This is a genomic window from Nocardia sp. NPDC003693 (genome assembly GCF_053981095.1).
The window spans coordinates 78,316-99,483 of sequence record NZ_JBSFNO010000005.1; the positions used below are offsets into that span (position 1 = coordinate 78,316).

22 protein-coding genes are annotated in these 21,168 nt (G+C 71.0%); 14 read left to right on the forward strand and 8 right to left on the reverse strand.

Features of this window, described 5'->3' with window-relative positions:
* Positions 1-14 precede the first annotated feature (14 nt).
* The gene (locus tag ACWDOP_RS08530) at positions 15-785 is read left to right on the forward strand and encodes a hypothetical protein (RefSeq protein WP_456344552.1); all 771 of its coding nucleotides are present in this window, start codon (positions 15-17) and stop codon (positions 783-785) included.
* A gap of 364 nt (positions 786-1,149) precedes the next feature.
* Here the strand turns inward: ACWDOP_RS08530 and ACWDOP_RS08535 are convergent, their stop codons facing one another.
* Entirely contained in the window at positions 1,150-2,019 is an 870-nt protein-coding gene (locus ACWDOP_RS08535; protein ID WP_456344553.1) for an AraC family transcriptional regulator, read from the reverse strand.
* Between the two features lie 341 nt (positions 2,020-2,360).
* Between ACWDOP_RS08535 and ACWDOP_RS08540 the strand changes: the two genes are divergently transcribed.
* The 3 genes from ACWDOP_RS08540 (at position 2,361) to aat (ending at position 4,509) form a co-directional block, all read left to right on the forward strand.
* Entirely contained in the window at positions 2,361-2,744 is a 384-nt protein-coding gene (locus tag ACWDOP_RS08540; RefSeq protein ID WP_456344678.1) for a nitroreductase/quinone reductase family protein, read from the forward strand.
* Between the two features lie 262 nt (positions 2,745-3,006).
* A complete protein-coding gene (locus ACWDOP_RS08545) occupies positions 3,007-3,705 on the forward strand; it encodes a hypothetical protein (protein WP_456344554.1) in 699 nt (232 codons plus the stop codon).
* Between the two features lie 66 nt (positions 3,706-3,771).
* Positions 3,772-4,509, forward strand: a complete 738-nt coding sequence (aat, locus tag ACWDOP_RS08550; protein ID WP_456344555.1) for a leucyl/phenylalanyl-tRNA--protein transferase — start codon at positions 3,772-3,774, stop codon at positions 4,507-4,509.
* A gap of 273 nt (positions 4,510-4,782) precedes the next feature.
* On the opposite strand, the gene ACWDOP_RS08555 is transcribed toward aat, so the two are convergent.
* Both ACWDOP_RS08555 and ACWDOP_RS08560 read right to left on the reverse strand, forming a co-directional pair.
* A complete protein-coding gene (locus ACWDOP_RS08555) occupies positions 4,783-5,532 on the reverse strand; it encodes a YqjF family protein (protein WP_456344556.1) in 750 nt (249 codons plus the stop codon).
* A 68-nt stretch (positions 5,533-5,600) separates the two neighbouring features.
* Positions 5,601-5,969 carry a VOC family protein gene (locus ACWDOP_RS08560; protein WP_454204141.1) on the reverse strand — a complete coding sequence of 123 codons (369 nt, stop codon included), beginning with the start codon at positions 5,967-5,969 and terminating at the stop codon, positions 5,601-5,603.
* A gap of 62 nt (positions 5,970-6,031) precedes the next feature.
* Here ACWDOP_RS08560 and ACWDOP_RS08565 point away from each other — a divergent pair, with 62 nt between their 5' ends.
* Together ACWDOP_RS08565 and ACWDOP_RS08570 are read left to right on the forward strand one after the other, a co-directional pair.
* Positions 6,032-6,484 carry a MarR family winged helix-turn-helix transcriptional regulator gene (locus ACWDOP_RS08565; protein ID WP_456344557.1) on the forward strand — a complete coding sequence of 151 codons (453 nt, stop codon included), beginning with the start codon at positions 6,032-6,034 and terminating at the stop codon, positions 6,482-6,484.
* A gap of 112 nt (positions 6,485-6,596) precedes the next feature.
* Positions 6,597-7,226: a glyoxalase gene (locus ACWDOP_RS08570; protein ID WP_454204143.1), complete on the forward strand. Its 630-nt coding sequence runs from the start codon at positions 6,597-6,599 to the stop codon at positions 7,224-7,226.
* Between the two features lie 8 nt (positions 7,227-7,234).
* Here ACWDOP_RS08570 and ACWDOP_RS08575 read toward each other — a convergent pair whose 3' ends face one another.
* Positions 7,235-10,012 (reverse strand): ATP-binding protein, encoded by a 2,778-nt coding sequence (locus ACWDOP_RS08575; protein ID WP_456344558.1) that lies wholly within the window; start codon positions 10,010-10,012, stop codon positions 7,235-7,237.
* Positions 10,013-10,475: 463 nt separating this feature from the next.
* On the opposite strand from ACWDOP_RS08575, the gene ACWDOP_RS08580 reads away from it, so the two are divergent.
* Together ACWDOP_RS08580 and ACWDOP_RS08585 are read left to right on the forward strand one after the other, a co-directional pair.
* Positions 10,476-10,910: a YdeI/OmpD-associated family protein gene (locus ACWDOP_RS08580; RefSeq protein ID WP_456344559.1), complete on the forward strand. Its 435-nt coding sequence runs from the start codon at positions 10,476-10,478 to the stop codon at positions 10,908-10,910.
* A gap of 556 nt (positions 10,911-11,466) precedes the next feature.
* Positions 11,467-12,234 carry a 2-phosphosulfolactate phosphatase gene (locus ACWDOP_RS08585; protein WP_456344560.1) on the forward strand — a complete coding sequence of 256 codons (768 nt, stop codon included), beginning with the start codon at positions 11,467-11,469 and terminating at the stop codon, positions 12,232-12,234.
* A gap of 118 nt (positions 12,235-12,352) precedes the next feature.
* On the opposite strand, the gene ACWDOP_RS08590 is transcribed toward ACWDOP_RS08585, so the two are convergent.
* From ACWDOP_RS08590 to ACWDOP_RS08600, 3 genes are all read right to left on the reverse strand, one after another.
* Positions 12,353-13,633: an RNA polymerase sigma factor gene (locus ACWDOP_RS08590; protein WP_456344561.1), complete on the reverse strand. Its 1,281-nt coding sequence runs from the start codon at positions 13,631-13,633 to the stop codon at positions 12,353-12,355.
* Entirely contained in the window at positions 13,633-14,052 is a 420-nt protein-coding gene (locus ACWDOP_RS08595; protein WP_454204149.1) for a YciI family protein, read from the reverse strand. The genes ACWDOP_RS08590 and ACWDOP_RS08595 overlap by 1 nt, the downstream gene beginning before the upstream one ends.
* Positions 14,053-14,222: 170 nt before the next feature.
* Complete coding sequence (locus ACWDOP_RS08600) at positions 14,223-14,576, reverse strand: VOC family protein (RefSeq protein ID WP_454204150.1); 354 nt, start codon at positions 14,574-14,576, stop codon at positions 14,223-14,225.
* Positions 14,577-14,712: 136 nt separating this feature from the next.
* On the opposite strand from ACWDOP_RS08600, the gene ACWDOP_RS08605 reads away from it, so the two are divergent.
* The 5 genes from ACWDOP_RS08605 (at position 14,713) to ACWDOP_RS08625 (ending at position 19,644) form a co-directional block, all read left to right on the forward strand.
* Positions 14,713-15,102: a DUF4870 domain-containing protein gene (locus ACWDOP_RS08605; protein ID WP_456344562.1), complete on the forward strand. Its 390-nt coding sequence runs from the start codon at positions 14,713-14,715 to the stop codon at positions 15,100-15,102.
* 447 nt (positions 15,103-15,549) lie between these two features.
* A complete protein-coding gene (locus ACWDOP_RS08610; RefSeq protein WP_456344563.1) occupies positions 15,550-15,858 on the forward strand; it encodes a hypothetical protein in 309 nt (102 codons plus the stop codon).
* Positions 15,859-15,949: 91 nt separating this feature from the next.
* Entirely contained in the window at positions 15,950-17,719 is a 1,770-nt protein-coding gene (locus ACWDOP_RS08615) for an alpha/beta hydrolase (RefSeq protein WP_456344564.1), read from the forward strand.
* A gap of 162 nt (positions 17,720-17,881) precedes the next feature.
* A complete protein-coding gene (locus ACWDOP_RS08620) occupies positions 17,882-19,033 on the forward strand; it encodes a hypothetical protein (protein ID WP_456344565.1) in 1,152 nt (383 codons plus the stop codon).
* A 146-nt stretch (positions 19,034-19,179) separates the two neighbouring features.
* Entirely contained in the window at positions 19,180-19,644 is a 465-nt protein-coding gene (locus tag ACWDOP_RS08625; RefSeq protein WP_456344566.1) for a DUF2231 domain-containing protein, read from the forward strand.
* A gap of 96 nt (positions 19,645-19,740) precedes the next feature.
* Here ACWDOP_RS08625 and lexA read toward each other — a convergent pair whose 3' ends face one another.
* On the reverse strand, positions 19,741-20,472 hold the full coding sequence (lexA, locus tag ACWDOP_RS08630; RefSeq protein WP_456344679.1) for a transcriptional repressor LexA: 732 nt from the start codon (positions 20,470-20,472) through the stop codon (positions 19,741-19,743).
* Between the two features lie 275 nt (positions 20,473-20,747).
* Here lexA and ACWDOP_RS08635 point away from each other — a divergent pair, with 275 nt between their 5' ends.
* Positions 20,748-21,122, forward strand: a complete 375-nt coding sequence (locus tag ACWDOP_RS08635) for a hypothetical protein (protein ID WP_456344567.1) — start codon at positions 20,748-20,750, stop codon at positions 21,120-21,122.
* Positions 21,123-21,168: the final 46 nt, after the last annotated feature.

A 21,168-nucleotide genomic window follows, 5' to 3' on the forward strand; every position in this document is an offset into this window, starting at 1 on the left:
GCTACGCTGGGCGCGTGGAGTGGGACATCGCGGACAGGGCGCTCGTGTCGTGGCTCGGCACGCCCGACACGGATATCGGGTGGTGCGGGTACGAAATACCGTCACACCCCGACGCCGTGTGGGTGCTGAACGCGATGTACGAACACGACTCGGCGCCTTCGCAACTCACCTACGACGAAGCGCGCAAGCGGCGGCTGGCCGCCGGCCTGGAGCAGCCGGTCACGTTCCCGGGGCTGGCCACGCTCGATGCCAACTCCGTGGAGACGGGCGGGTCGGTGGGCCGCTCGCGCCATCCGGGGCCCGGATGGCGGCGGCTGCGCTGGGCCGAACTGGCCGAGCGCGTGGGGGAAGAGCCCGTCGCCGAGGGCGTCCTGCCCTGTTTCCGCTGCATGCCCGGCGCGACGGTGAACGGCAGCTGGCCGGTCAGCATTCGCCCGCCCGCCGAGGGCTCGCTCGACCGCGAGTCGTGGGAAGCCCTGCTCGAGGTATTGATCGCCTGGTCCCCGCAAGGCGCGGAGACACCCTGCGTGGCCTACTTCGGCCCCGGCGCGAGCGGCGAGTTCGACACCGGCGTAACGCTTTCCGGCCCGCTCGGATCGGCGACCGCGCTCTACGACCACCCCGCCGGCGCCGGTTCGCCGTCGAATCTGTGGGCCGCGGACCGATCCTGGATCACCTGGTCGGATTGGGACCTCTGGGGCACGAAGGTGACCGGCCCGCCCGACCTCGTGAACGCCATTCTTGCGAAATCGGAACTCGAGGCGCTGCGCCTGCCTTGGGGCTGACACCCGACAAGAGCTGCGGACGGGCCGGTTCTTCGCTCCCAACGGGCAACCCTGCCCGCGATCGAGGCCCCGCGCCTGCCTTTGGGCCGACACTTGACAGGGTCGGCGGACGGGCCGGTTCGCACCCAACGGGCAACCTTGCTGGCGATTGAGGCCCTGCGCTTGCCCGGGGGCGACACTCGACAGGGGCGGCGGACGGGAATTCGGACCGGCCGGTTCCTCGCTCCCTACGGGCACCTGCCGGCGGGGGCGAACGTAACCGCGTTGGCGGCGAGCATGATTCACCAACGCGGTGCGTGCACCCTGGACGCGACAACCCGTCCGCAGCCGCCGAACCGCCGTACGCCCGTGTCCTCAGTGACAATCACTCGGGCTCGACGGGCAACCACAGCTCACAGGTCGCGGTGGTGAAATCTGCCGTGCGGTCCAGGATCGCGACGATCGACGGGCCCGGGCGCAGACGCCACGGGTTCGAGGGGAACCAATCGGTCGCGGTCGCGGCCCAGGTGTCCTGGAGGGTTTTCGGGTGGGGACCGGACGTGCGGAACACCGCCCAGGTACCGGCCGGGACATCGATGGCGTCGAGGTCTCCGGGGACGGGGGTTTCCAGCTGCACGGCGACGCCGTGCAGGTAGGTCAGTTCGGTGCCCTCGACGCCGTCGGGATCCACGCCGTCCGAAACCTGCAGCAGGCCGGCGGGATCGGTGTCGTTCAGGTCCTTCAGCCGGACATGCTCCTGCGGGGGCAGCGCGGCGATGTGCTGCTGGATGTGCGGGTTGACGCCGCGATGGATGAGTGGAACCCGGGCGGCGTGCCCGACGAGCCGGAAAGCGGGGCGGTCGATGATGCGGGTGTCCATGGGGGTGCTCCCTTCTACGGTCAGGCGGAACCTGAGCTGCGGTTGTGTGCGAAGGGGGCCTCCGTCGCGGCGCACGTCACCGGGGCTCGCGCCGTGGACCGCGCGGAACGCGCGTCCGAACGCCTCGCTCGAGCCGTAACCGTGCCGGACGGCGATGCTCAGCAGATCGTCCTCGCCGCGAACGACTTCGGCGGCGGCGACGGTCATGCGCCGCCTCCGCACGTACTCCGAGAGCGGCATGCCCGCGAGCGACGAGAACATCCGCCGCAGGTGGTACTCGGTCGTGCCGAGCTCCCTGGCGAGCCCGCCGATGTCGAGCTCGTCGGTCAGCTGCTCGTCGACGAGGTCGACCAGCCTGTTGAGTGCCGAGATCACGAGGCCTCCTTCCACCATCAACCCTGTCGCACGGCACCCCGGCCGCACCCGATCACAGCGATCCGATCCGATCAGTCGATTCGACCATGCGAGTGGGGATGCCAGGGCGTTCACTTGCCGCTTGTGTCCGCGCCTCCGGGAGCTTCGATCGGCGGCCGCGCTAGTCGCCCGGTCCGCGGGCTCGCCGACCTGCCGACCCGATGGCCTGCCGATCTGATGGCCTGCCGACCCGGCGGTTTGTCGGCCCCGGCCGTGCTCCGGCGGGTTCTGGCCGGTCCCCTCCGGCCCGAACTCCGCGGGCCGAAAACCGGACTCGTGAATAGGATCGACCCGTGACCAAGCTGCGAGACCTGCAACACCGAGTGGTGACGACGGCGCAACGACACATCGGTAACCCGATCATGGGCCGGCTACCGGTACAGACCCTCCTGGAAACGACGGGCCGCAAGAGCGGTGAGCCCCGGATCACCCCGATAGGCGGCCGCCGCACGGGCACCACCTTCTGGCTCGTCTCCGAGTTCGGCGAGAAGTCCCAGTACGTCCGAAACATTCTGGCGGACAACCGCGTTCGCCTGCGCCTTCGCGGCCGCTGGCACACCGGCATCGCACACCTGGTGCCCGACGACGACGCCCGTGCCCGCCTGCGCGCTCTACCCCGGGCCAACAGCGCGGTCGTACGCGCGGTAGGCACCCAGCTGCTGACCGTTCGCATCGACCTGGACTGACCCGTCGCCGGAACTCGATCGCCCGTCCGGCTTCGCACCATCCTGAAGTCGTCTTCGCTGGTGCTCGGGGCCGGATGGGTGGCCGAACCCGAATTCCTCTGACCACCAGATCGTTTCGGTGAAGGCGGGGCGCATCGGCGGTTTCCGGTGATGACCGTGCTCACGGTCGCGGTCGCCAGTGCCCGGGTCATCCTGCACGGCAACCGTTCCCGCGCAGGAATGCGATCGCGCCCCGGCCACCCTTGCTGATTTACTGGCGCGCGTGAGAGTTCGGGACGCGAGCAAGCGATTCTGGTACCTGCGGCGCAGATTCGCGCCGTGGCGGCGGGTGGTGCAGCCGTACTACATCGCGTTCGAGAACACGTATTTCCGCTACGAGGTGCCGGCGGGTGCGCCGCAACCCATCGAAGCGGAGCAGGGGCGGCAACCGACGCCCAGAACCGTGCGCCGGGAGCGGCGGCAGGCCGAGCGCGAGGCGAAGCTCGATGGGCTCAGTGGGTGGGAATGGCTGTGGAAGTTGCCTTTTCTGCTGGTGTTCCTGCTGGTCGTGGTCGTTCTCGGGCAGGCCCTCGAGCTGCTCGCCCTGCTGCTGTGGCTCGTGCTCGTCGTCGTCTCGCTCGTCGAGATAGCGGCCCAGGTGATCGTCGGTGTGCCGTTGCTCGTGGCCCGCGTGCTCGGGCCGGCCGCCTCGCGGGTCGACGTCTTCCGGGAGCAGGGCAACCACCTGTCCTCGCTCACGGTGCTGCGGGTATCAGGTCATCGGCGGGCCGGGCAGCTCCGCAACGCCCTGGCCGAGCACCGCCGCACCGCGGACACGCCTTTCGACCCCGTTCGCGATCCGCACGTCGCCATGCTTCTGCGGCAATACGACGCCGAGGTCGTGAGCCACGACAGCCTGTACACCGGTCCCGGCGCCGAGTCGTACGCGCCGCCGCCGCAGCCCCGGCACAGCCGTGCGTAGACCACGCCGACCGGCGGCCCACGCCGCACCCGGACGCTGTCGGCGCGGGTCGGTAGTGTCTGCCCGGTGACCGACGCCAGCGACCTGATCCGGCTGTTCCTGGCCGAACCGGACCAGCCCTTTCCACCGGTCGAGCACGCGGACCCGTCGGGGCTGATCGCGTTCGGCGGGGATCTGTCCGAGCAGCGGCTGCTGGACGCCTACTCCGCGGGCATCTTTCCCTGGTACAACCCCGGCGAGATCATCCATTGGTACTGCCCGGACCCGCGCAGCATCCTGGTGCCGGGCGCGCTGCGGGTGACCAGGTCACATCGGCGGGCGGTCGCCGCCGCCGACTACACCGTCACCATGGACCGGGCCTTCACCGAGGTGATGGTGAATTGCGCCGCGCCGCGCGCCAAGGAGGCGGGCACCTGGATCGGCGCGGACATGCTGGCGGCCTACGTGCGGCTGCACGAACTCGGCCACGCGCACTCGGTCGAGGTGTGGCGCGGCGGCGAACTCGTCGGCGGGCTCTACGGGGTCGCGCGCGGGCGTTCCTTCGCCGGGGAGTCCATGTTCTCCCGTGCCCGGGACACCTCGAAGATCGCGCTGTACTGGCTGTGCGCGCAGCTCACCGCATGGGATTTCGCGCTCATCGATTGCCAGGTGACCTCCGAACATCTCGCCTCGCTCGGCGCGATCGACCTGCCGCGCGCGGACTTCCTGAGCCTGCACACCGAGGCCGCCGCGCGTACGGGCGTCCCCGGCTCCTGGCGGTTCGACATCGCGGTTCCGCACCGTGCCGGAGATCTGCCGGAATAAGGCCGAACCGTCCCGGGCAGCCATGCCGAAATGCACTGCGCGAGGTGGACATCGGTCCCGATTGCGCGAATGATCGCCCGGTCGGTGCAGAACATACTCGGGGGTCGAGTCCATGTCGTTGTGGACTTGGGGAATCGAACCCTGTCCCCGCCGACGCGCTTACTTTTCGATCTCGGCCTCGCGTGGCTGGTCGAGCCGCTGTCGGTGCTGGACACCATCTGCACGTCGAACGCGGGCTAACGCCGGCTCGCGCAGTACCGGCGACCGGGTCGTTCACTGATCGGCGGACCCGTCGCCCCGGCGCTCGATCGGCCTGTCCGCGCGAAAGGGCGGGCCGAATCGCACCGGAACGCCCGGGGAGTAGAGGACGCTGACCGGGCCCTCGCCGGTGACGGGCACGCCCGCGGCCGCGACGAGATCGTCGTCGCAGTCCAGTAGTTCGGCGCGGTGCAGCGGCCACGCCGGGTGCTCGTTGGGCATGTAGAGGGTGCGACCGCCGCGCGCGACGTGCAGCCCCCACCGGGCGGTCAGGAACTGCTCGAGCGGCGTCGGCTCCGCGATCGGCTCGCCGGGCCGCACCCGCACCCGGCTCCCGATGTCCCCGCGCCGGCGCCGGCATCGGTATTCGACAGTGCCGGAGGTCTTTTCGATCCGCAGCGCCGACCACAGATACGGCAGCGACACCGCCGCGCGCCCGGCCAGCGCCGGTATCAGGCGGGCGGCGTCCAGCGACAGGAACACCACGCCCCGCCGCCCGCGCTCGTCGACCGAGTACAGCCGCACGTTCGTCTCGCAAAACGAGCCCAGATACGGCAGCCGCAGCGTGCGTTCCATCCGGAACGGCACCAGTCCCACGTAGGCGCGCCCGTCGAACAGATCGGGCCGGGTTCCCGGCGGCAGCAGCGCCGCCACCGCGTCCGGCTCCACCGTCCAGTGCAGGAACGTGACGTCCCGCCACCACTGCGTCATCACCGCCCGCCGCACGGGCCGCGGGGTCCGCTCACTGACCGGCTCGACGACCATGACGCCAGGCTATCGAATCCGGTGACCGCTTCGGCCGACCGAGCGGGACCGGAGCGGCGCCGGTCGGATCACGCGCGGTCGTGCAGGGTGATCCGGTAGCCGTCCGGGTCGGCGAACGTGAAGGTCCGGCCGAAGGGGCCGTCGATCGGTGCGGCCACGATCGGGTGGCCGTCGGCGGCGAGCGCGTCGTGTATGGCTTGGACGTCCGTCGCGTGCAACCAGATCGCGGCGCCGATGCCCGGCTGGGCGACGGCGTCGAGGTCGGTGCCGGGGACCACGTCGCGCAGGGCGAACGCGATCGGCTTCGTCTCGAAGACGACGGCGTGGGGCGGCCCGGCGGGTGAGCGGACCAGGCCCAGGTAGTGCTCGTAGAACGCCTGGGAGGCGGCGAGGTCGCGCGCCTGGAGCGAGACGAAGTCGGGGCCGGTGACGGGCATGACGATCCTCCTCTGTTCGTGTCAGTTAACTGACACGAACCACGGTATGTCAGAATACTGACATGAGTCAAGACGCCGTCGACCTGGAGACCTCGCTCGGTTACCTGCTCAAAGAGGCGTCCAGCGCCCTGCGCACCGCCATGGAGGAAGTCCTGCGCCCGCTGGGTATGAGCGTCACGCACTACTCGTGCCTCGAACTTCTGGCCCAGCGCCCGGGCCTGTCGAACTCCGATCTCGCGCGCGGTGCGTTCGTCACCCGCCAGACCATGAACGTCCTGCTCCAGTCCCTCGAGCGCGACGGTTATGTCGCCCGGCCCGCCGAGGCCCCGGTCGGCAAGGCGCTGCCCGCCCGCCTCACGCCCAAGGGACGCCGCAGCCTCGAAAAGGCTTCCGCCGCGGTCCGTTCCGTCGAACTCAGAATGCTGTCGGGGATGACGGAACCGGAACGGTCGGCCGCGTTCCACGCGCTGCGAGGCATGATCGACTCCCTGCGCGGCGGGCCCGGGGGCGACTGACCCGCGTCCCCGTCGGCCCGGGCCACCGGACGCCCACCGACCCGCTCTCCGTGGTCCGTTCCGTGGTCGGCACGGATGCCGGCCGGTGGGGCCCGTCCATATCTTTATCGGCATGGAAAACAACACGCTCACCAGCACCGATATCACCGTTCAGCTCGAGGTCGAGGACCCCGCTGCCGCCGCCGCGATCTACGAAGCCGCCTTCGGGCTGGGTGACGCAATCGGGTTCCGGCCGACGCGCGGGGAGTCGGCGGGATTCCGTGGATTCATGCTCTCCCTCGTGGTGTCGCAGCCGTCCACCGTCGACAGCCTGGTCGGCACCGCGGTCGAGGCCGGGTTCACGATCGTCAAGGCCGCCAAGAAGAGCTTCTGGGGCTACGGCGCGGTGCTGCAGGCGCCGGACGGGTCCGTATGGAAGGTCGACACCTCGAACAAGAAGGACGTCGGCCCGTTCACCCGCAAGATCGACACCGTCGTCCTGCTGCTCGGCGTCTCGGATGTGAAGGCCGCCAAGCAGTTCTACGTCGAGCGCGGGCTGACCGTGGCCAAGAGCTTCGGCGGCAAGTACGCCGAGTTCGAGGGCAAGGGCTCGCCGGTCACCCTGGCGATGTACCCGCTCAAGGCCGCCGCCAAGGACGCCGGCATGGCCCCCGACGGCAGTGGCTCGCACCGCATCGTCGTCAGCAGCGGCATCGGATCCTTCGCCGACGCCGACGGCTTCGTGTGGGAGACGGCGGTCTGACCCGGGAATCAGACCCCGGCCGCGAGGGCCAGGGTCCGGGCGGACTGGTAATGACAGTGGGCGCGTTCGAATTCCGCCGCGAGAGCGGCCAGCGGGGTGGTGTCGCCGTCGAGTATGGCGGCGGCCCGCTCCACTATCGGACCTGCTATCGGGTTGCCGGACACCGTGGTCCGCGCCGCGGCAACGACGCCGCGCGCATCCGGATGGCCGGACAGCACCGCGGCTTCGGCGCGCAGGGCGACGTACCAGTGCCGCCAGATCCAGATGGCGCGCTCGTCGGGCGAATCCTGTTCGATCGCCAATTCGTCCAGCGCCTTTGTCGTTTCGCCGCGATCGAGCAGGACGATCGCCTCGAACACCGCGCGGTAGGCGGACTGCTGTTCCCCGGCGCCGCCGAGCGCGTCCACGATCGCGAGCCACTCACCCCGCGCGACATCGTCGCCGCGCAGCCCGTGCGCCATCGCGACCGCCGCGGCCGCCGGAGCCAGGCCGGGGGAGTGCGGGCGGCCGGACAGCTCCCACGCATCGAGGAATCCGCCACTGCGAGTGAGCACGTCGTCGAGATCGCCCGCCAGCGCCTCCGCCACCAGCAGGGCGGACGTGGCGAAATCGCCGCGCTCGGCCAGCAGCGGCAGATCGTGCAACTGCTCGGCCACCTGCCGCGCCGCCGCCAGATCGCCCACCCCGATGGCGATCTCGGCCGCCTCGGACAGCGCGTTGACGTGTTCGAGGGAACTGGCCGGCGTGGGCGGCATGGCGGACAGCAGCGCCACGCGCCGCCGGGTGGTCTCCGCGGTGGCGACGATGTCTCCGGCCCAGCACTGCGCCGCGGCCAGGGCATCCAGGGCGGCACTGCGCGCGAGCGGGTCCCGGGTGTTGTCGGCCAGGGTCACCGCGTGTCGCGCGCGCGACAGCGCTTCGGAGGCGGGACCTTCCGACACCCGGGCGGCAGCCGGATCCGAGTCGCCGACCTCGGCGTCGGCATGGGCGAGCACGCCGCATTCGGCCAGCGCCACCGCGGCCAGCGCGAGCGGATCCGTCCCGGCGAGTGCGCGTGCCTCGTCCAGCAGCGCCGCGGCCTCGCTCACCGCGATCGGGCGCGCGAACGTATCGGCCATGCGGAAGACGGTGATCGCCGCGGTGGCCAGATCCCGCGCCGCGGCGGCCGAATCGGCTGCGCCACAGGCGATCGCGGCGGCCGCCCGGTACAGGCGATACATGTCCTCGCCGCGCATCCGGCAGCCCGCGACCTCGGCGGCCCGCCGCAGCGTCTCGGCGGCGGCGGCCGGGTCCGCGGTCAGCGCGGCGGCCTGTTCGTAGCGCCGCTGGGATTCCCCGATGAGATTGCGATCGAAAGTCAACCGCGCCAGGGACATCGCGAGGGCGAACGCGTCGTCGCGCCGCTCGGCCTGCGATGCCGCCCAGGCCAGTGCCGCGCGCGTGTCGTCGGCGATCGCGTCGAACGCCGCGGACCGCTCCCGCACCGGGCGCGCGGTGTCGGCGAGCAACTCCGCGGCCGTCGTCGCGCACCAGTGTGCGTGCCGCGCAAGGGTTTCCTCGAGCTCGCCGGCGCTCACCAGCTCCTCGCGCTCGTACTGGCGGATCGTCTCCAGCGCCCGGTACCGGGTCCCGCGCGCGGACCGGACGACCGTCAGCAGACTCTGTTCGGTGAGCCGGGCCAGACCGTCGGCGACCGCGATCGAATCCAGCTCCGCCGTCCCCGCCACCGCCATGGCATCGACGGCGGTGAACGGGGCGACGAACACCGCGATCCGCCGCAACACCCGCCGATCCTCCTCGGTCAGCAGCGCCTGGCTCCAGTCCAGCATCGCGCGCACCGACCGATGCCGCTCGTCGGCCCGGCGGCCGCCGACCAGCAGCCGCAGCGGATCCGCGAGACTCGCGCCGAGCCCGTCCAGCCCGAGCGTGGGCAGCCGGGCGGCCGCGAGCTCGATGGCCAGCGCCAGTCCGTCGAGCCTGCCGCAGATCTCGTGCACGCGATCCAGCTGCTCGGCGTCCACCGGCCAGCCCAGCGCGGCGGCCCGGTCCAGGAACAGCGCGACCGCGTCCTCGGCGTCGTCGCCGAGCGAGAGCGGGGGCACCGTGAAGACCTGTTCGAACGGCACCATGAGCCGGGCCCGGCTGGTCGCGAGCACCGTCACGTTCGGGCAGTTCGCGAGCAGGTATTCGATGAACGGCGCCACCCCGTCCCGCAGATGCTCGCAGTTGTCGAGCACCAGCAGCACCCGGCGCTCGCCGAGCGTGGCCGCCACCGACTCCTCGAGGGTGCGACCCTGCTGCTCGCCGATCCCGAGCGCGCGCGCCACCGCGGCCCCTGTCATCGCCGGGTCGGTCACCGGCACCAGGTCCACGAACCATGCGCCGCCGGTGAATTCACCGGACAGGTCGGCGGCGACCGCCAGCGCCAGCCGCGTCTTGCCGACGCCCCCGGGCCCGAGCGCGGTCACGTGCCGGTGCGCCCGCACCGCCGCGCGCAGCTCGTCGCGCTCGCGGGCACGGCCGACGAACGAGGTCAGCGGCGCGGGCAGCACGGCGGCCGGCGCCCCCTCCGCCTCGGTCCGGTCGAGCTCCGCGGCCCGCTCGGCCAGCGCCCGCCGGTCCGGCACCCCGACCTTGCGCAGCAGCGAGGACACGTGGGTCTCCACGGTCCGCACGGAGATGAACAGCTGCGCGGCGATCTCGGCGTTGCTCCGGTACCGCCCCACCAGGGCGAGCACTTCGGCCTCACGGTCCGAGATCCCGCCCGCGGGCTTCGACTTCGACACGTCCACATTCTCACGCACCGGCGTGTCGCCGGCGCGGGAACACCCCGGTACGGGGTTCCGCACACCGCTGGTAACCCCGGTCCCAACCGCTCACCCACGCCGAACCGCCACCGGGCCTCGACCTCGCAGTCGCGACGACCCCCGTCGACACGGCCGCCGTCAGCACCGAACTCGAGTTCCTGGTCCTCGACGCCCAGGTCGCAGAACGATCCGGTTGCGCTGCATACGTACGAGTTTCGGCTATGGTGCGCGAGGATGCTCGTGGCGCGGAGTTCGGGAGGGCCGCGGTGACGGGGCTGGGTCATCAGCGCTGGTCGAGGGCTGATCGGCGGCGAGCTGTCGCAATGCGGTTCCTCGGACGGCGTGGCACGTGCCGTGGCGTGCGTCGCGCCCGCGATGATCTTGGAGTGGGGAGCGAGAGGCGGGCCGGACGGACCCGCCGTGAGTCAACGGGAGAGCGCACATGAAGTTTCGGTCGCAGGTCGAGCCGCCCGAGCCGATGCGCGGACTGGAGGTGCCGCCCGAGGTGGTCACCGCGCTCGGGGACGGTGCGCGGCCGCCGGTCACGATCACCATCAACGGGCATTCCTGGCGGAGCCGCATCGCCCTGATGCGCGGCCGGCATCTGATCGGTCTCAGCAAGGCGAACCGCGCGGCCGCGGGGATCGAGATCGGCGACGAGGTCGAGCTCGAGGTGGAACTGGACACCGAGCCGCGCGAGGTCGTCGAACCCGCGGACTTCGCTCAGGCGCTGGACGCGGACCCCGAAGCGCGCGCCGCCTACGACGCGTTGTCCCACAGTCGCAAGCGCGAACACGTGCTCGCGATAGAAGGCGCGAAGAAGCCCGAGACGCGGCAGCGGCGGATCGAGAAGGCGATCGCGAGCCTGCGGGGCTGAACCGGGGCGAGTATCCCCGCCGGCGGTACGCACCTCGAGCCGAGCCGAGCCGAGCCGAGCCGAGACGGGGCGGGCGGTCGGATGCGCTGTGGCGGACGGGGTCTGGCTGACCAACGTTGCCTCGGAATCGGTCTGCACGGCCAAGGCCAACATCGCCATCGCCACCACCGCGCGCTAGGTGCCCGTCGGATCCGAGCAACCCGAGCAGTCCTTCCGCTCTGCGGCTGGATTCTTCGCCGAACGCTGCGCCGAAGGGGCGCAGCGTGATTCGGATGCCGAGGCCGGACGCGGGGCATAACGCTGTACGGCGACCGTGATCTACATCCCGCCGGTCGCCGCAATCCGAGGTGATCGAAGCGGGTACGTGTTCCACGAAGTTGATGCCTCAGACGGGCGCACTTCCGGGACAACCTGCGTGGTCATCGAGCGCTCCGGCGAACGCCGCACTGCCGGTGGACATTCGGCGGCCGGGCGGTGGCAGCGACCGGTCCTGCGAAACCGGCCGATCTCTGACACACTGGCGAACCGTTTCGTCGGGCGTGGTGAAGGGGTGGGGATGATCGAGATTCCGGAGTGGTCGAAGCAGTCGCCGGCCGGTATCCGTATCGACTGGGGATTGGCGGGGGCGCGGGCGCTCGGGCCGGGGTGTGCCGCGGTCGTCGTCGTGGACGTGTTGTCGTTCACCACCTCGGTGTCGGTCATGGTCGAGGCCGGCACCCGGGTCCTGCCCTACCCGTGGCGCGACGGCAACGCGGCCGAATTCGCCGCTGCGCAGCAGGCGGAGGTGGCAGTCGGGCGCAGTGCCGTCTCCGCGCGGCAGCCGTGGTCGCTGTCGCCCGCCGCACTGCGCCGGGCGCCCGCGCCCGCGCGACTGGTCCTGCCCTCGCCGAACGGATCGGCGATCTGCGCCGCCGTCACCGGGATTCCGGTGCTGGCCGCGTCCCTGCGCAACGCGACCGCGGTCGCCGAGTGGATCGCCGGGCAGGGGTGGGGCACCGAATCCCATCCGGTCGCGGTGATCGCCGCCGGGGAACACTGGCCCGGCGCCGACGTGCTGCGTCCTGCGGTCGAGGACTGGCTCGGCGCGGCCGCCGTCATCACCGCTCTCGCACAGCGCGTTTCGGGGCCGCTCTCATCGGAAGCCGTGCTCGCCCGGGCGGGTTACGAGGGCATCGCCGACGTTCGGGCCCTGGTGCGCGACTGCGCGTCCGGCCGCGAGCTCGCGGCGAAGGGCTTCGGTGACGATGTCACCGTGGCGACGGAACTCGAATCGAGCAAGGTCGTTCCGCTGCTGGTCGACGGGGCGTTCGTCGACGCCGCCTGATCGCGCGCTGGGCGCCCGATTGCGGTGTCGCGTCGTGCAGCGCGAATGTAGTTGGCCCCCAAGCCAAGTCCGCGCGCACCGACTCGCTACGGCTAGTACGCGCGGCGGGCGAGCGGCCTCACAGATCAGCGAGTTTCTTCTCCAGCACCGACTTCTCCCGTTCGTTGCCGCACAGCCCGATCGCCTCGGTCAGCGCCGCGCGCGCCTCGGCGTTGCGCCCGATGCGGGTCAGCAGCTCGCCCCGCACCCCGGGCAGCAGGTGCGAATTCGCCAGTGCCCCCGCCGCGGTCAATTCCTCGACGATGGGCAGCGCCGCGGCCGGCCCGCTCGCCATCGACACCGCGACGGCGCGATTCAACTCCACCACGGGGGAGGGCGCGAGCCTGCCCAGCGCCTCGTAGAGCACGACCACCCGCTCCCAGTCCGTCGCCTCGACAGACGGTGCGACAGCGTGACATTCGGCGATCGCGGCCTGCAGGCCATACGCGCCAAGACCCCGCCCGGCCTCGGCGGCCTTGCCCAGCGCGGCCCGGCCCCGCCCGATAGCGGACCGATCCCAGCGCCGCCGGTCCTGCTGTTCGAGCAACACCGGCGACCCGTCGGGAGCCGTGCGGGCGGGAAAACGCGCGGCGGTGAGCTCGAGCAGCGCGAGCAGCCCGTACACCTCGCCCTCGGGCATCAGCCGGGCCAGCACACGGGCGAGCCGCACCGCCTCCGCGGCCAGGTCGGTGCGGATCAGGTCGCCGCCCGTACTGGCCGAGGACCCCTCGGTGAAGATCAGGTAGATGACGCCGAGCACCGATCCGAGCCGCGCCGGGCGCTCGGCCGCGGGCGGCACCTCGAACGCGACCTCGGCGGCGCCGAGCGTCTTCTTGGCCCGGGTGATCCGGGCCTGGACCGTCGCGGTCGGCACCAGGCACGCCCGGGCGATCTCGTCACTGGTGAGACCGCCCACCACCCGGAGCGTCAACGCCAGGCGAGCCTCGCGCGAGAGCACCGGGTGGCAGGAGATGAACATCAGGGCGAGGACGTCATCGTCGATCTGATCGGGATCCCACAGCACCTGCGCTTCCGCACCGGCCGGTTCGGCGGGCTCGCCGCCGGTCAGCGCCCCGCCCTCACCGAGATTGCCCGCCAGGGCGTTGTACCGGTCGTCGAGGGCGGCGCGGCGCCGGAACGCGTCGATCGCGCGGCGCCGCCCGACCGTGAGCAACCACCCGGCCGGCTGCCGCGGCACGCCTTCGCGCGGCCACGTCACCAGCGCTTCGGCCAGCGCCTCCTGCGCGAGATCCTCGGCCATCGCGAAGTCGCCGGTATAGCGGGCCAGCGCGCCGACGATCCGGGCGGACTCGATGCGCCAGACCGCCGCGACGGCTTCCCGGCCGGTGGGGTGCGTCATCAGAGCTGGCCGGTGGCCTCGCGCCAGGCGCGTTCCTTCTGGATCCACTGGTTGTCCTGCGGGAACTCGTCGATCGAGGTGACCCGGCGGATCTCGGTCTTGACGCCCGGGCCGGTCATCGGCATCCGCTTGGCCCACTCGACGGCCTCTTCCTTCGACGCCACGTTGAGAATGTAGTAGCCGCCGAAGAGCTCCTTGGTCTCGCCGTACGGCCCGTCGGTGACCACCGGGGTCTCCGAGGCGTAGTCCACGACCACGGTCTGGGCGGCGTCCTCGAGGCCCTCGGCCGCGACCAGGATCCCGGCCCGGATGAGCTCGTCGTTGAACTTGCCCATGGTCTCGAGGATCTCGTCGAAGTCGTACTTCTCCATCGCGGCCCAGGCGTCGTCGGTCGCGCGCATGATCAGCATGTACTTCATGGTCTTGTCTCCTGGGGTAGGTGTTCGTCTTGCTTGCATCCCTAGGTCGAACGGGGGGTGTCGGAGATCGACAAGCCGCCGAAACTTTTTTCGGCGAATTTGCCGCGACGGTTCGCCGACGGCCATTCTGCCCGCTCGGGCGGGCCGGCGGAGTCGATCCCGCCCGCGAGTCAGCGCCGGTGCGCGAGCACGTTGATCACGGTGCCGCCGGGGTCCTCGACGAAGAACCGCCGCACGCCCCAGGGCTCGTCGGTGAGCGGATAGACGATCTTGGCGCCGCACCGCACGGCCTCGGCGTGCGCGGCGTCCACACGGTCGGGGTCACCGAGATCGATGCCGAATCGCGGGGTGGGGGTCTCAGTTCCGGGGGCCAGCACGATGAGCTGCGCCGCCGGATTCCCGGGCGCGCGCAGGCCGAGCACGGGTGTCTCCATGGCGACTTCGAGACCGAAGACGCCGGAGTAGAAGCGGGCGAAGACTTCCGGGTCGTCGCCGTCGATGTAGGGGTGGATGCGTTCGATCATGTGCTGATCCTGCCGGTCGGCCGGGCGGGATCGCTTGTACGAATCGGAACGGAACGGCGCCGATCGGGTTCGCGTGAACTGCGGTTTCCCCGAAAGTTGGGATTGGTAGGCGAAGTTCGCCGCGTGTACTTACCGCATGACATCTTCTCAGTACCCCGCGAACTCCACCGGCCTCGACAAGAAGACGAGCGCGATCCTGTCCTACGCGCTCGGCTGGGTCACCGGAGTGATCTTCCTCTTCGTGGGCAAGAACGACCCGGACGTGAAGTTCCATGCCTCGCAGTCGATCGTCTTCTTCGGCGCTGTCTCGGTCCTCAACATCGTCCTGAGCATCGTGGGCTCCCTGCTCGGCGCCCTCGGCATCATCTTCAGCCTCGCCGGCCTGGCCCTGATGGTCCTGAGCCTGGCGGTCTGGATCATGGCGATGCTGCAGGCCAACCGGGTCGGCGGCGTCCGCGCCGAGCTGCCCCTGGTCGGCAAGTTCGTCGCCCCCTACGCCGACCAGCTGGCCAACTCGGTCAAGTAGTCCACATCCCCTGCCTCCCAGCACAATCCGTCCCCGATATCCGCCCTCGGCGGCTCATATACCGAAGACGAACGGCCCGAGATGATCTCGGGCCGTTCGTCTTCGGTCTGTCGGTTGTCGCCGAGACGTCGGCGACCGGGAGCCGAGGCGGCCCGCGGTCCGGCGTAAGTGGGCACTGTCGCCGGACGACATTGGGTATGCGGGCCGCCTCGCGGTGTCGTGGATCCGGCGGGGTACTCACCGGGTCCGCAACGACGGACCCAGACTATAAGTGTCTGAGACAATTTGCAACCGGTGGGCGGGCCGGATCGGTCACGCGTGTGCGAGTCGCGCGTCCCGGTGGGGCGACCGAGGCTGTGGATGGGCGAGAAGCTGTCCACAGACCGGGTTTTCGCCGTTGCGGGCGGGTGGCAGGTGGATAGGGTCGATAGCGGAAGGGGGTCGCTCATGGGGGAGATGTTGCGGGTCGACGTGGAGGCTTTGCGGGTGATGGCGGCGGGGGTGCGGGTGCAGGCCGACGTCATCGGGGGGATCGACCCGGTCGATCTGATCGCCGAAGCGGGGCGGGCCATGCCGGACTCGGCCATCGGGGTCGCGGCGGCGGGAGTCGGGGAGCCTCTGGTTGACACGTTGCGGCAGTTGGCGGATCGACTACGGCACATGTCGGACGTGGCCGAGCGGGGGATGCGGACCTACGAGGAAGCCGACGCGGCGTTGGCGGGCGAGATGGAGATGTACCTGCGCGGGCTGCCGTAGCCGTTCTCCTCGGGAACCGGCCGAAAGCGAAGCCGGGCGAAACATGCACGGCGGCAACGATTGTCGTCTGACTGCGGATGGAGCGGGCGACGTGGCTGCTGTCGATCCGCCCAGGGGTGACGACGTGTTCGCCGTCTTCCGTGCGGACAGGGAGGAGGGGGCGGGGATGCGGCAGACGGTGAGTCAGGTGTTGCGGTGGCGGCCCGACGCCGCGGTGGCCGCGGCGGACGGGGTGGTGGCGGCCAACCGGGAATTCGTCGCGGCCATGGGGGCGGTGGGGAACGCGGTCGACGTCGCGGTGAGCCGATGGGCGGGGTCCGCCGCCACCGCGCACGCGCTGCGGGCGCTGGAAGCTCAGTGGTCGGCGAATCATATCGACGCGGCGCTCGCCGACATCGCCGACGCGCTCGCCGACGTCGCGGCGCTCGCGGGGGTGTGCGCGGTCATCGCGGAGATCGACGGTGAGGCCCGGGCGAACGGCTGTGAGATCGGCGAGGACGGGACCGTGCGCGCGCCGCGCGCCGAATCCGGCAACGCGGCACTGGATGTGGCGCTGCAGGTCTGCTTCGACGCGCAGGCCCGCACGCTCCAGGCCCGGCTCGTTCCGCTGCTCGACACGGCCGGTGAGACCGACCGGGAGGTGGCCGCTCGCCTCACCGCGGCCGTCACCGCCCTCGCCGCGCTGCGACACGCACCCGGCGGCGGGCCGCTCGACCACCGCGTGGCCGACGTCCTGGCAGGCCGGGCCTTCCTGCCCGAGGACCCGAACGCGCTACGCGCACTGTGGGAATCACTGGCACCGGCCGACAAGGACGCGTTGTTCGCCTACGACCCGTCGATCGGCAATCGCGACGGCATCCCGGCGATCGCCCGCGACTTCTACAACCGCGCGGCCCTGGACCTGCTCCGCGCCGACGCGCGAGCCGATCTCGCCATCCTCGAAACGCGGCAGGCCCGGTGGACGGATGGTCACCGGCCCGACTCGCTGCGCGACTGGAACCGATGGCACGACCTGCGGGACGAGATCCAGCTGTCGCGGCAACGACTCGCCGAATACGACGCCGTCGAGGCCGTCATCGGCACGGTGCCCGCGGGCGCCGACCCGCCCGCGGACGGCCCCCGGCGCTATCTGCTCGCCCTCGACGACAACGGCCGCGCGGCCATCGCCATCCAGAATCCGGACGCCGCCCGCAACGTCGCGACCCTCGTCCCCGGCACCGCCTCGCCGCTCACCGGCATCGGCGGGGGAGTGGCCCGGGCCCGGGCGCTGTACGAATCCGCGCTCGCCGCCGACAGGCACGCGCACACCTCGGTCATCGCCTGGTACGGCTATCCGTCCCCGCCCTGGCTCGGGCGCGCACTGCTCGACCGCTACGCCGACGCGGGCGCCCCGGCGCTCGATCGTTTCCAGGACGGCCTGCGCGCCACCCACGCCGCCCTGCCCTCGCACAACACCGTCATCGGGCACAGCTACGGCAGCACCCTCATCGGCGTGGCCGCCGCGTACCCCGGCGCCCTGGCCGCCGACGCGCTCGTGTTCGCGGGCAGCCCCGGTACGGAAGTGAGTACCGCCACGGACCTCCGACTCGACGGCATCGCACCCGAGCACAATCGAGAGCACGTCTTCGCGACCGCGGACCCCGCCGACCCCGTCGCGGCCTTCGGCCCCCTCTCCCACGGCGTGAGCCCGGTCCATCCGGATTTCGGCGCCACCGTCTTCGAGTCCGCCGACCCGAATACCGGCCCGGAACACCCGCGCGTCCTCGGCTGGGACCTACGCGCGCACAGCAACTACTGGGCCGTCGGGAATCCGGGTCTGACGACCCAGGGCGAGATCATCACAAACACCTATAACCGCTAGTCGAAGGTGACCGGAACCGCACTCGCCAACAGCTGTCCTATAAGTAGCGGAATTATTGCGGACAGTCGAAAACGGTGGTTACCGGCCGGTTGACCGACTCGGTTTGAAACGGTTGGGTTCATGTTAGGGTTCCGGGGGGTTGTTCTTGGGAACCGGAGACAAATGCGCACAGAGAACATCAATAGGAAGTTCAAACTGCATGACGAGCGCAGATTAGCGGCGCAACTTCCGGAGCAACTGCATGGTCTCGATGTTGTCGGTTTCGTCAGGGTCGATGAGTTTTCGGGGGAGTTGCTGAACTCGTTCGGTCTGTTCGCGAGCGGGTCCGTGGCGCCGCAGGCGCGCATCTACCGCAACGCGCAGCCCAACCGGATCGATGCCTGGTTGCTGGACCTGTTGCGGCAGGCGGGAATCGGCGAGCGCTTCTATCTGCGCACCGGCCTCGAGTACTTCCCCTGGGCGGATTGTCGTGTTCTGGATCATCGCTGGCTGGAATCGCTGCGTCGCGTGATGGGCCCGAACCAGGCGTTCGTCGCGCACGGCAAGAACGGCGCGGCCATGACCATCGGCGCGCAGTACGAGGTCCTCGGCTTCGCCCGCGACGCCGCCGCCCTGGCCAACTCGCCGGCCGCCGCGCAGCCGGCCGGGCCCGCCATGCCGCAGCCCGCCGCCCCCGCGCCCTACACCCTGGCCGCGCTCTCGGCCGATGCGCCCGCGCCCGCGGCCTCGGTGCAGTTGCCGCCCGTGACCTTGACCGCACCCGCGACCCCGAACCCGGCCCCCGCGTTCGGCTCCCCGAGCCCCGCGCCCGGCTCCGCGTCGCCCGCGCGCCCGGAACCGCCCGATCAGGTCGCGGCCACCCACGATCCGTCTCTGCTCGGCGCGAACCACGACCAGCCGCTCGTCGGCCTGAATCCCGATCACCCGCAGCCGGGTTCCGTCCGGCTGACCGGTCCGGGCCAGGACCGGCCGACCGCGTCGCCGCACGATCAGCCCCTGGCGGGCTCCTCGCTCAGCGAGCCGCCGGTGCGTTCGGTGTCGAGCACGGGCGATCGGTCGCTGGTCGGCTCGACGCTGATCGAGCCGCCGAGCGGTGCGTCGCCCGCCATGACCGGCCCGGCCAAGACCTCGCGCCCCGGCGACTCGGAGACGACGGTGCTGCTGTCCGCGATCCCCGACCGTTCGGATGACGAACAGACCACGACCCGGATCGAGCGCCCGGACGCGGTGACCCGCCGCATCACCCGCGACCAGGTCCCCGCCCCGGAACAGAGAAACCCCGGAACCCAAGGGGCGCAGCCGGACTCGCACTGATCACCCGGGCCGATCACGGAGATCCACGCGGGCGACGGGGAGAACGCGTCCGCGCGTTCTCCCTTTTCCGTGTCGAACCGGCGCGGTCCCGCCTACGTTGTTCTTGGTACCGGAGTTGGCCGAGGTGCTGAACAGAGGGCGTCGACATGTCCACAATTCGCGGGCTCCCCGCCCATGTCCTGCTGGTGCACGGCCTCGTCGTGCTCGTGCCGCTGACCGCGGTGCTGCTCGTGCTCTGCGCCCTGTGGCCCGCGGCGCGGCACCGGTTCGTCTGGCTGACCGTCGCACTCGCGGCGGTGGTCACCGTCCTGACGCCGCTGACCACGGCGGCGGGGGAATGGCTTCAGGATCGGCTGGGCGGCGGGGGCCCGGCCATCGAGGAGCACGCGAACCTGGGTGACGACACCCTCTTCTACGTCGTTCCGCTGCTGCTCGCGGCCGTGTCGGTGGTCGTGGTGCACCTGCGGGCGGGCCGCGATCGGCCGGTGGGCCGCGCGGCGCTCGCGCTGGTGGCGGTGTTCGCGATCGCGGCCGGAACGGCGGCGACGGTGCAGATCTATCGGGTGGGCGATTCGGGCTCGCGCGCGGTCTGGACCGGCGTCGTCACCTGAGTCCCGCGCAGGGGCCCACAAGCTCGCAACCACGACTGTCGTGACCCGGCGCCCGGTCTGCGGGGCGGCCGCCGGGTCACGGCAGTCCGTGCACGGTCAGATCTTGCGGATGACCGTGACGACTTTGCCGAGAATCTGGGCGTCGTTGCCCGGAATCGGCTCGAACAGCGGGTTGTGCGGCATCAGCAGCACCTGGGAACCGGTGCGCTTGAACGTCTTCACGGTGGCCTCGCCGTCGATCATCGCGGCCACGATGTCGCCGTTGTCAGCGACGTTCTGCTGGCGGACCACGACCCAGTCGCCGTCGCAGATGGCGGCGTCGATCATGGACTGGCCGACGACCTTCAGCAGGAACAGCGAACCCTCGCCGACCAGTTCGCGCGGCAGCGGGAAGACATCCTCCACCGCCTGCTCGGCCAGTATCGGGCCACCGGCCGCGATGCGACCCAGGACCGGTACGTAGGTGGGCGCCGGGTGATCGCCCGACTCGGCCTCGGCCGTGACCGGACGCAGTTGCGCCACACCGGAAGTCGCGCGCACGGCGGTCTCGTCCAGCCCTCGGACGTCGACCGCGCGCGGGCGATTGGGATCGCGGCGCAGGAAGCCCTTGCGCTCGAGAGCGCGCAGCTGGTGTGCCACCGAGGAGGTGGAGGTGAGCCCGACGGCGTCGCCGATCTCCCGGATGCTGGGCGGATAGCCACGGTCGCTCACCGAGGTGCGGATGACCTCCAGCACCTTGCGCTGACGCACGGTGAGATCCGCCGCCGCGCCGGATGTTTCAGTGCCGCGGTCGCCGACGTGGTCCGCCGGGCCGCTCTCACTCTCCACACCGCCCTGTTCGCTCACCGCCGCAGTCCTCCGTTCACCGCTGTGTCTCACCGGAATTCGCAACCCCGCGGCGACTCCTGCCACGGCTCCGGGGATCTTGTGCCTCGACTGTAGACCGCGACGGCCGACTGATCAAACATCTGTTCGACGCATGTCGGGCAAATGCGCGACTTTGTCGGCAGGGCGTGGTAGAAATTCGAACATCAGTTCTTCGAACACATGAGCGAGTCAATCGTCCAGGGCCCACCGGCCCGTATCCCATGGAGGTTCGTTCGATGGGCACTCTGATCATCGAATTCGATACTCTCGGCGGCGATCTCGGCTTCGACAGCCTCCCCTGGGAGCTGCGCGCCGACGGCGTCCCGAGCCAGGCCGCGGGCACCGCCCGCGTGCTCACCTTCGATCGGCGCGCGCTCGCGCGCCCGCGCGTGAGCGCGACCCACCGCGTCGCCGGGCACGCCCGCGGCGCACACGCGCTGAATCGTGTGCAGCGCGCGCAGATCGGCTTCGCGGCCCTCGCGGTCTCGGCCCTGCTCACCGCGGTCGCCGTGGCCGGCCTGGTCGGTCTGGCCCAGTTGCGCGCGGGCGAATTCGGCGCCGAGACCATCCCGGTCGTGGACATCGTGCCCGCGCCCCAGCCCGCCAGATAGGCGGGCGGCGGGCCGATCGCAGTCCGGTGGCGTTGGGGAAGCATCG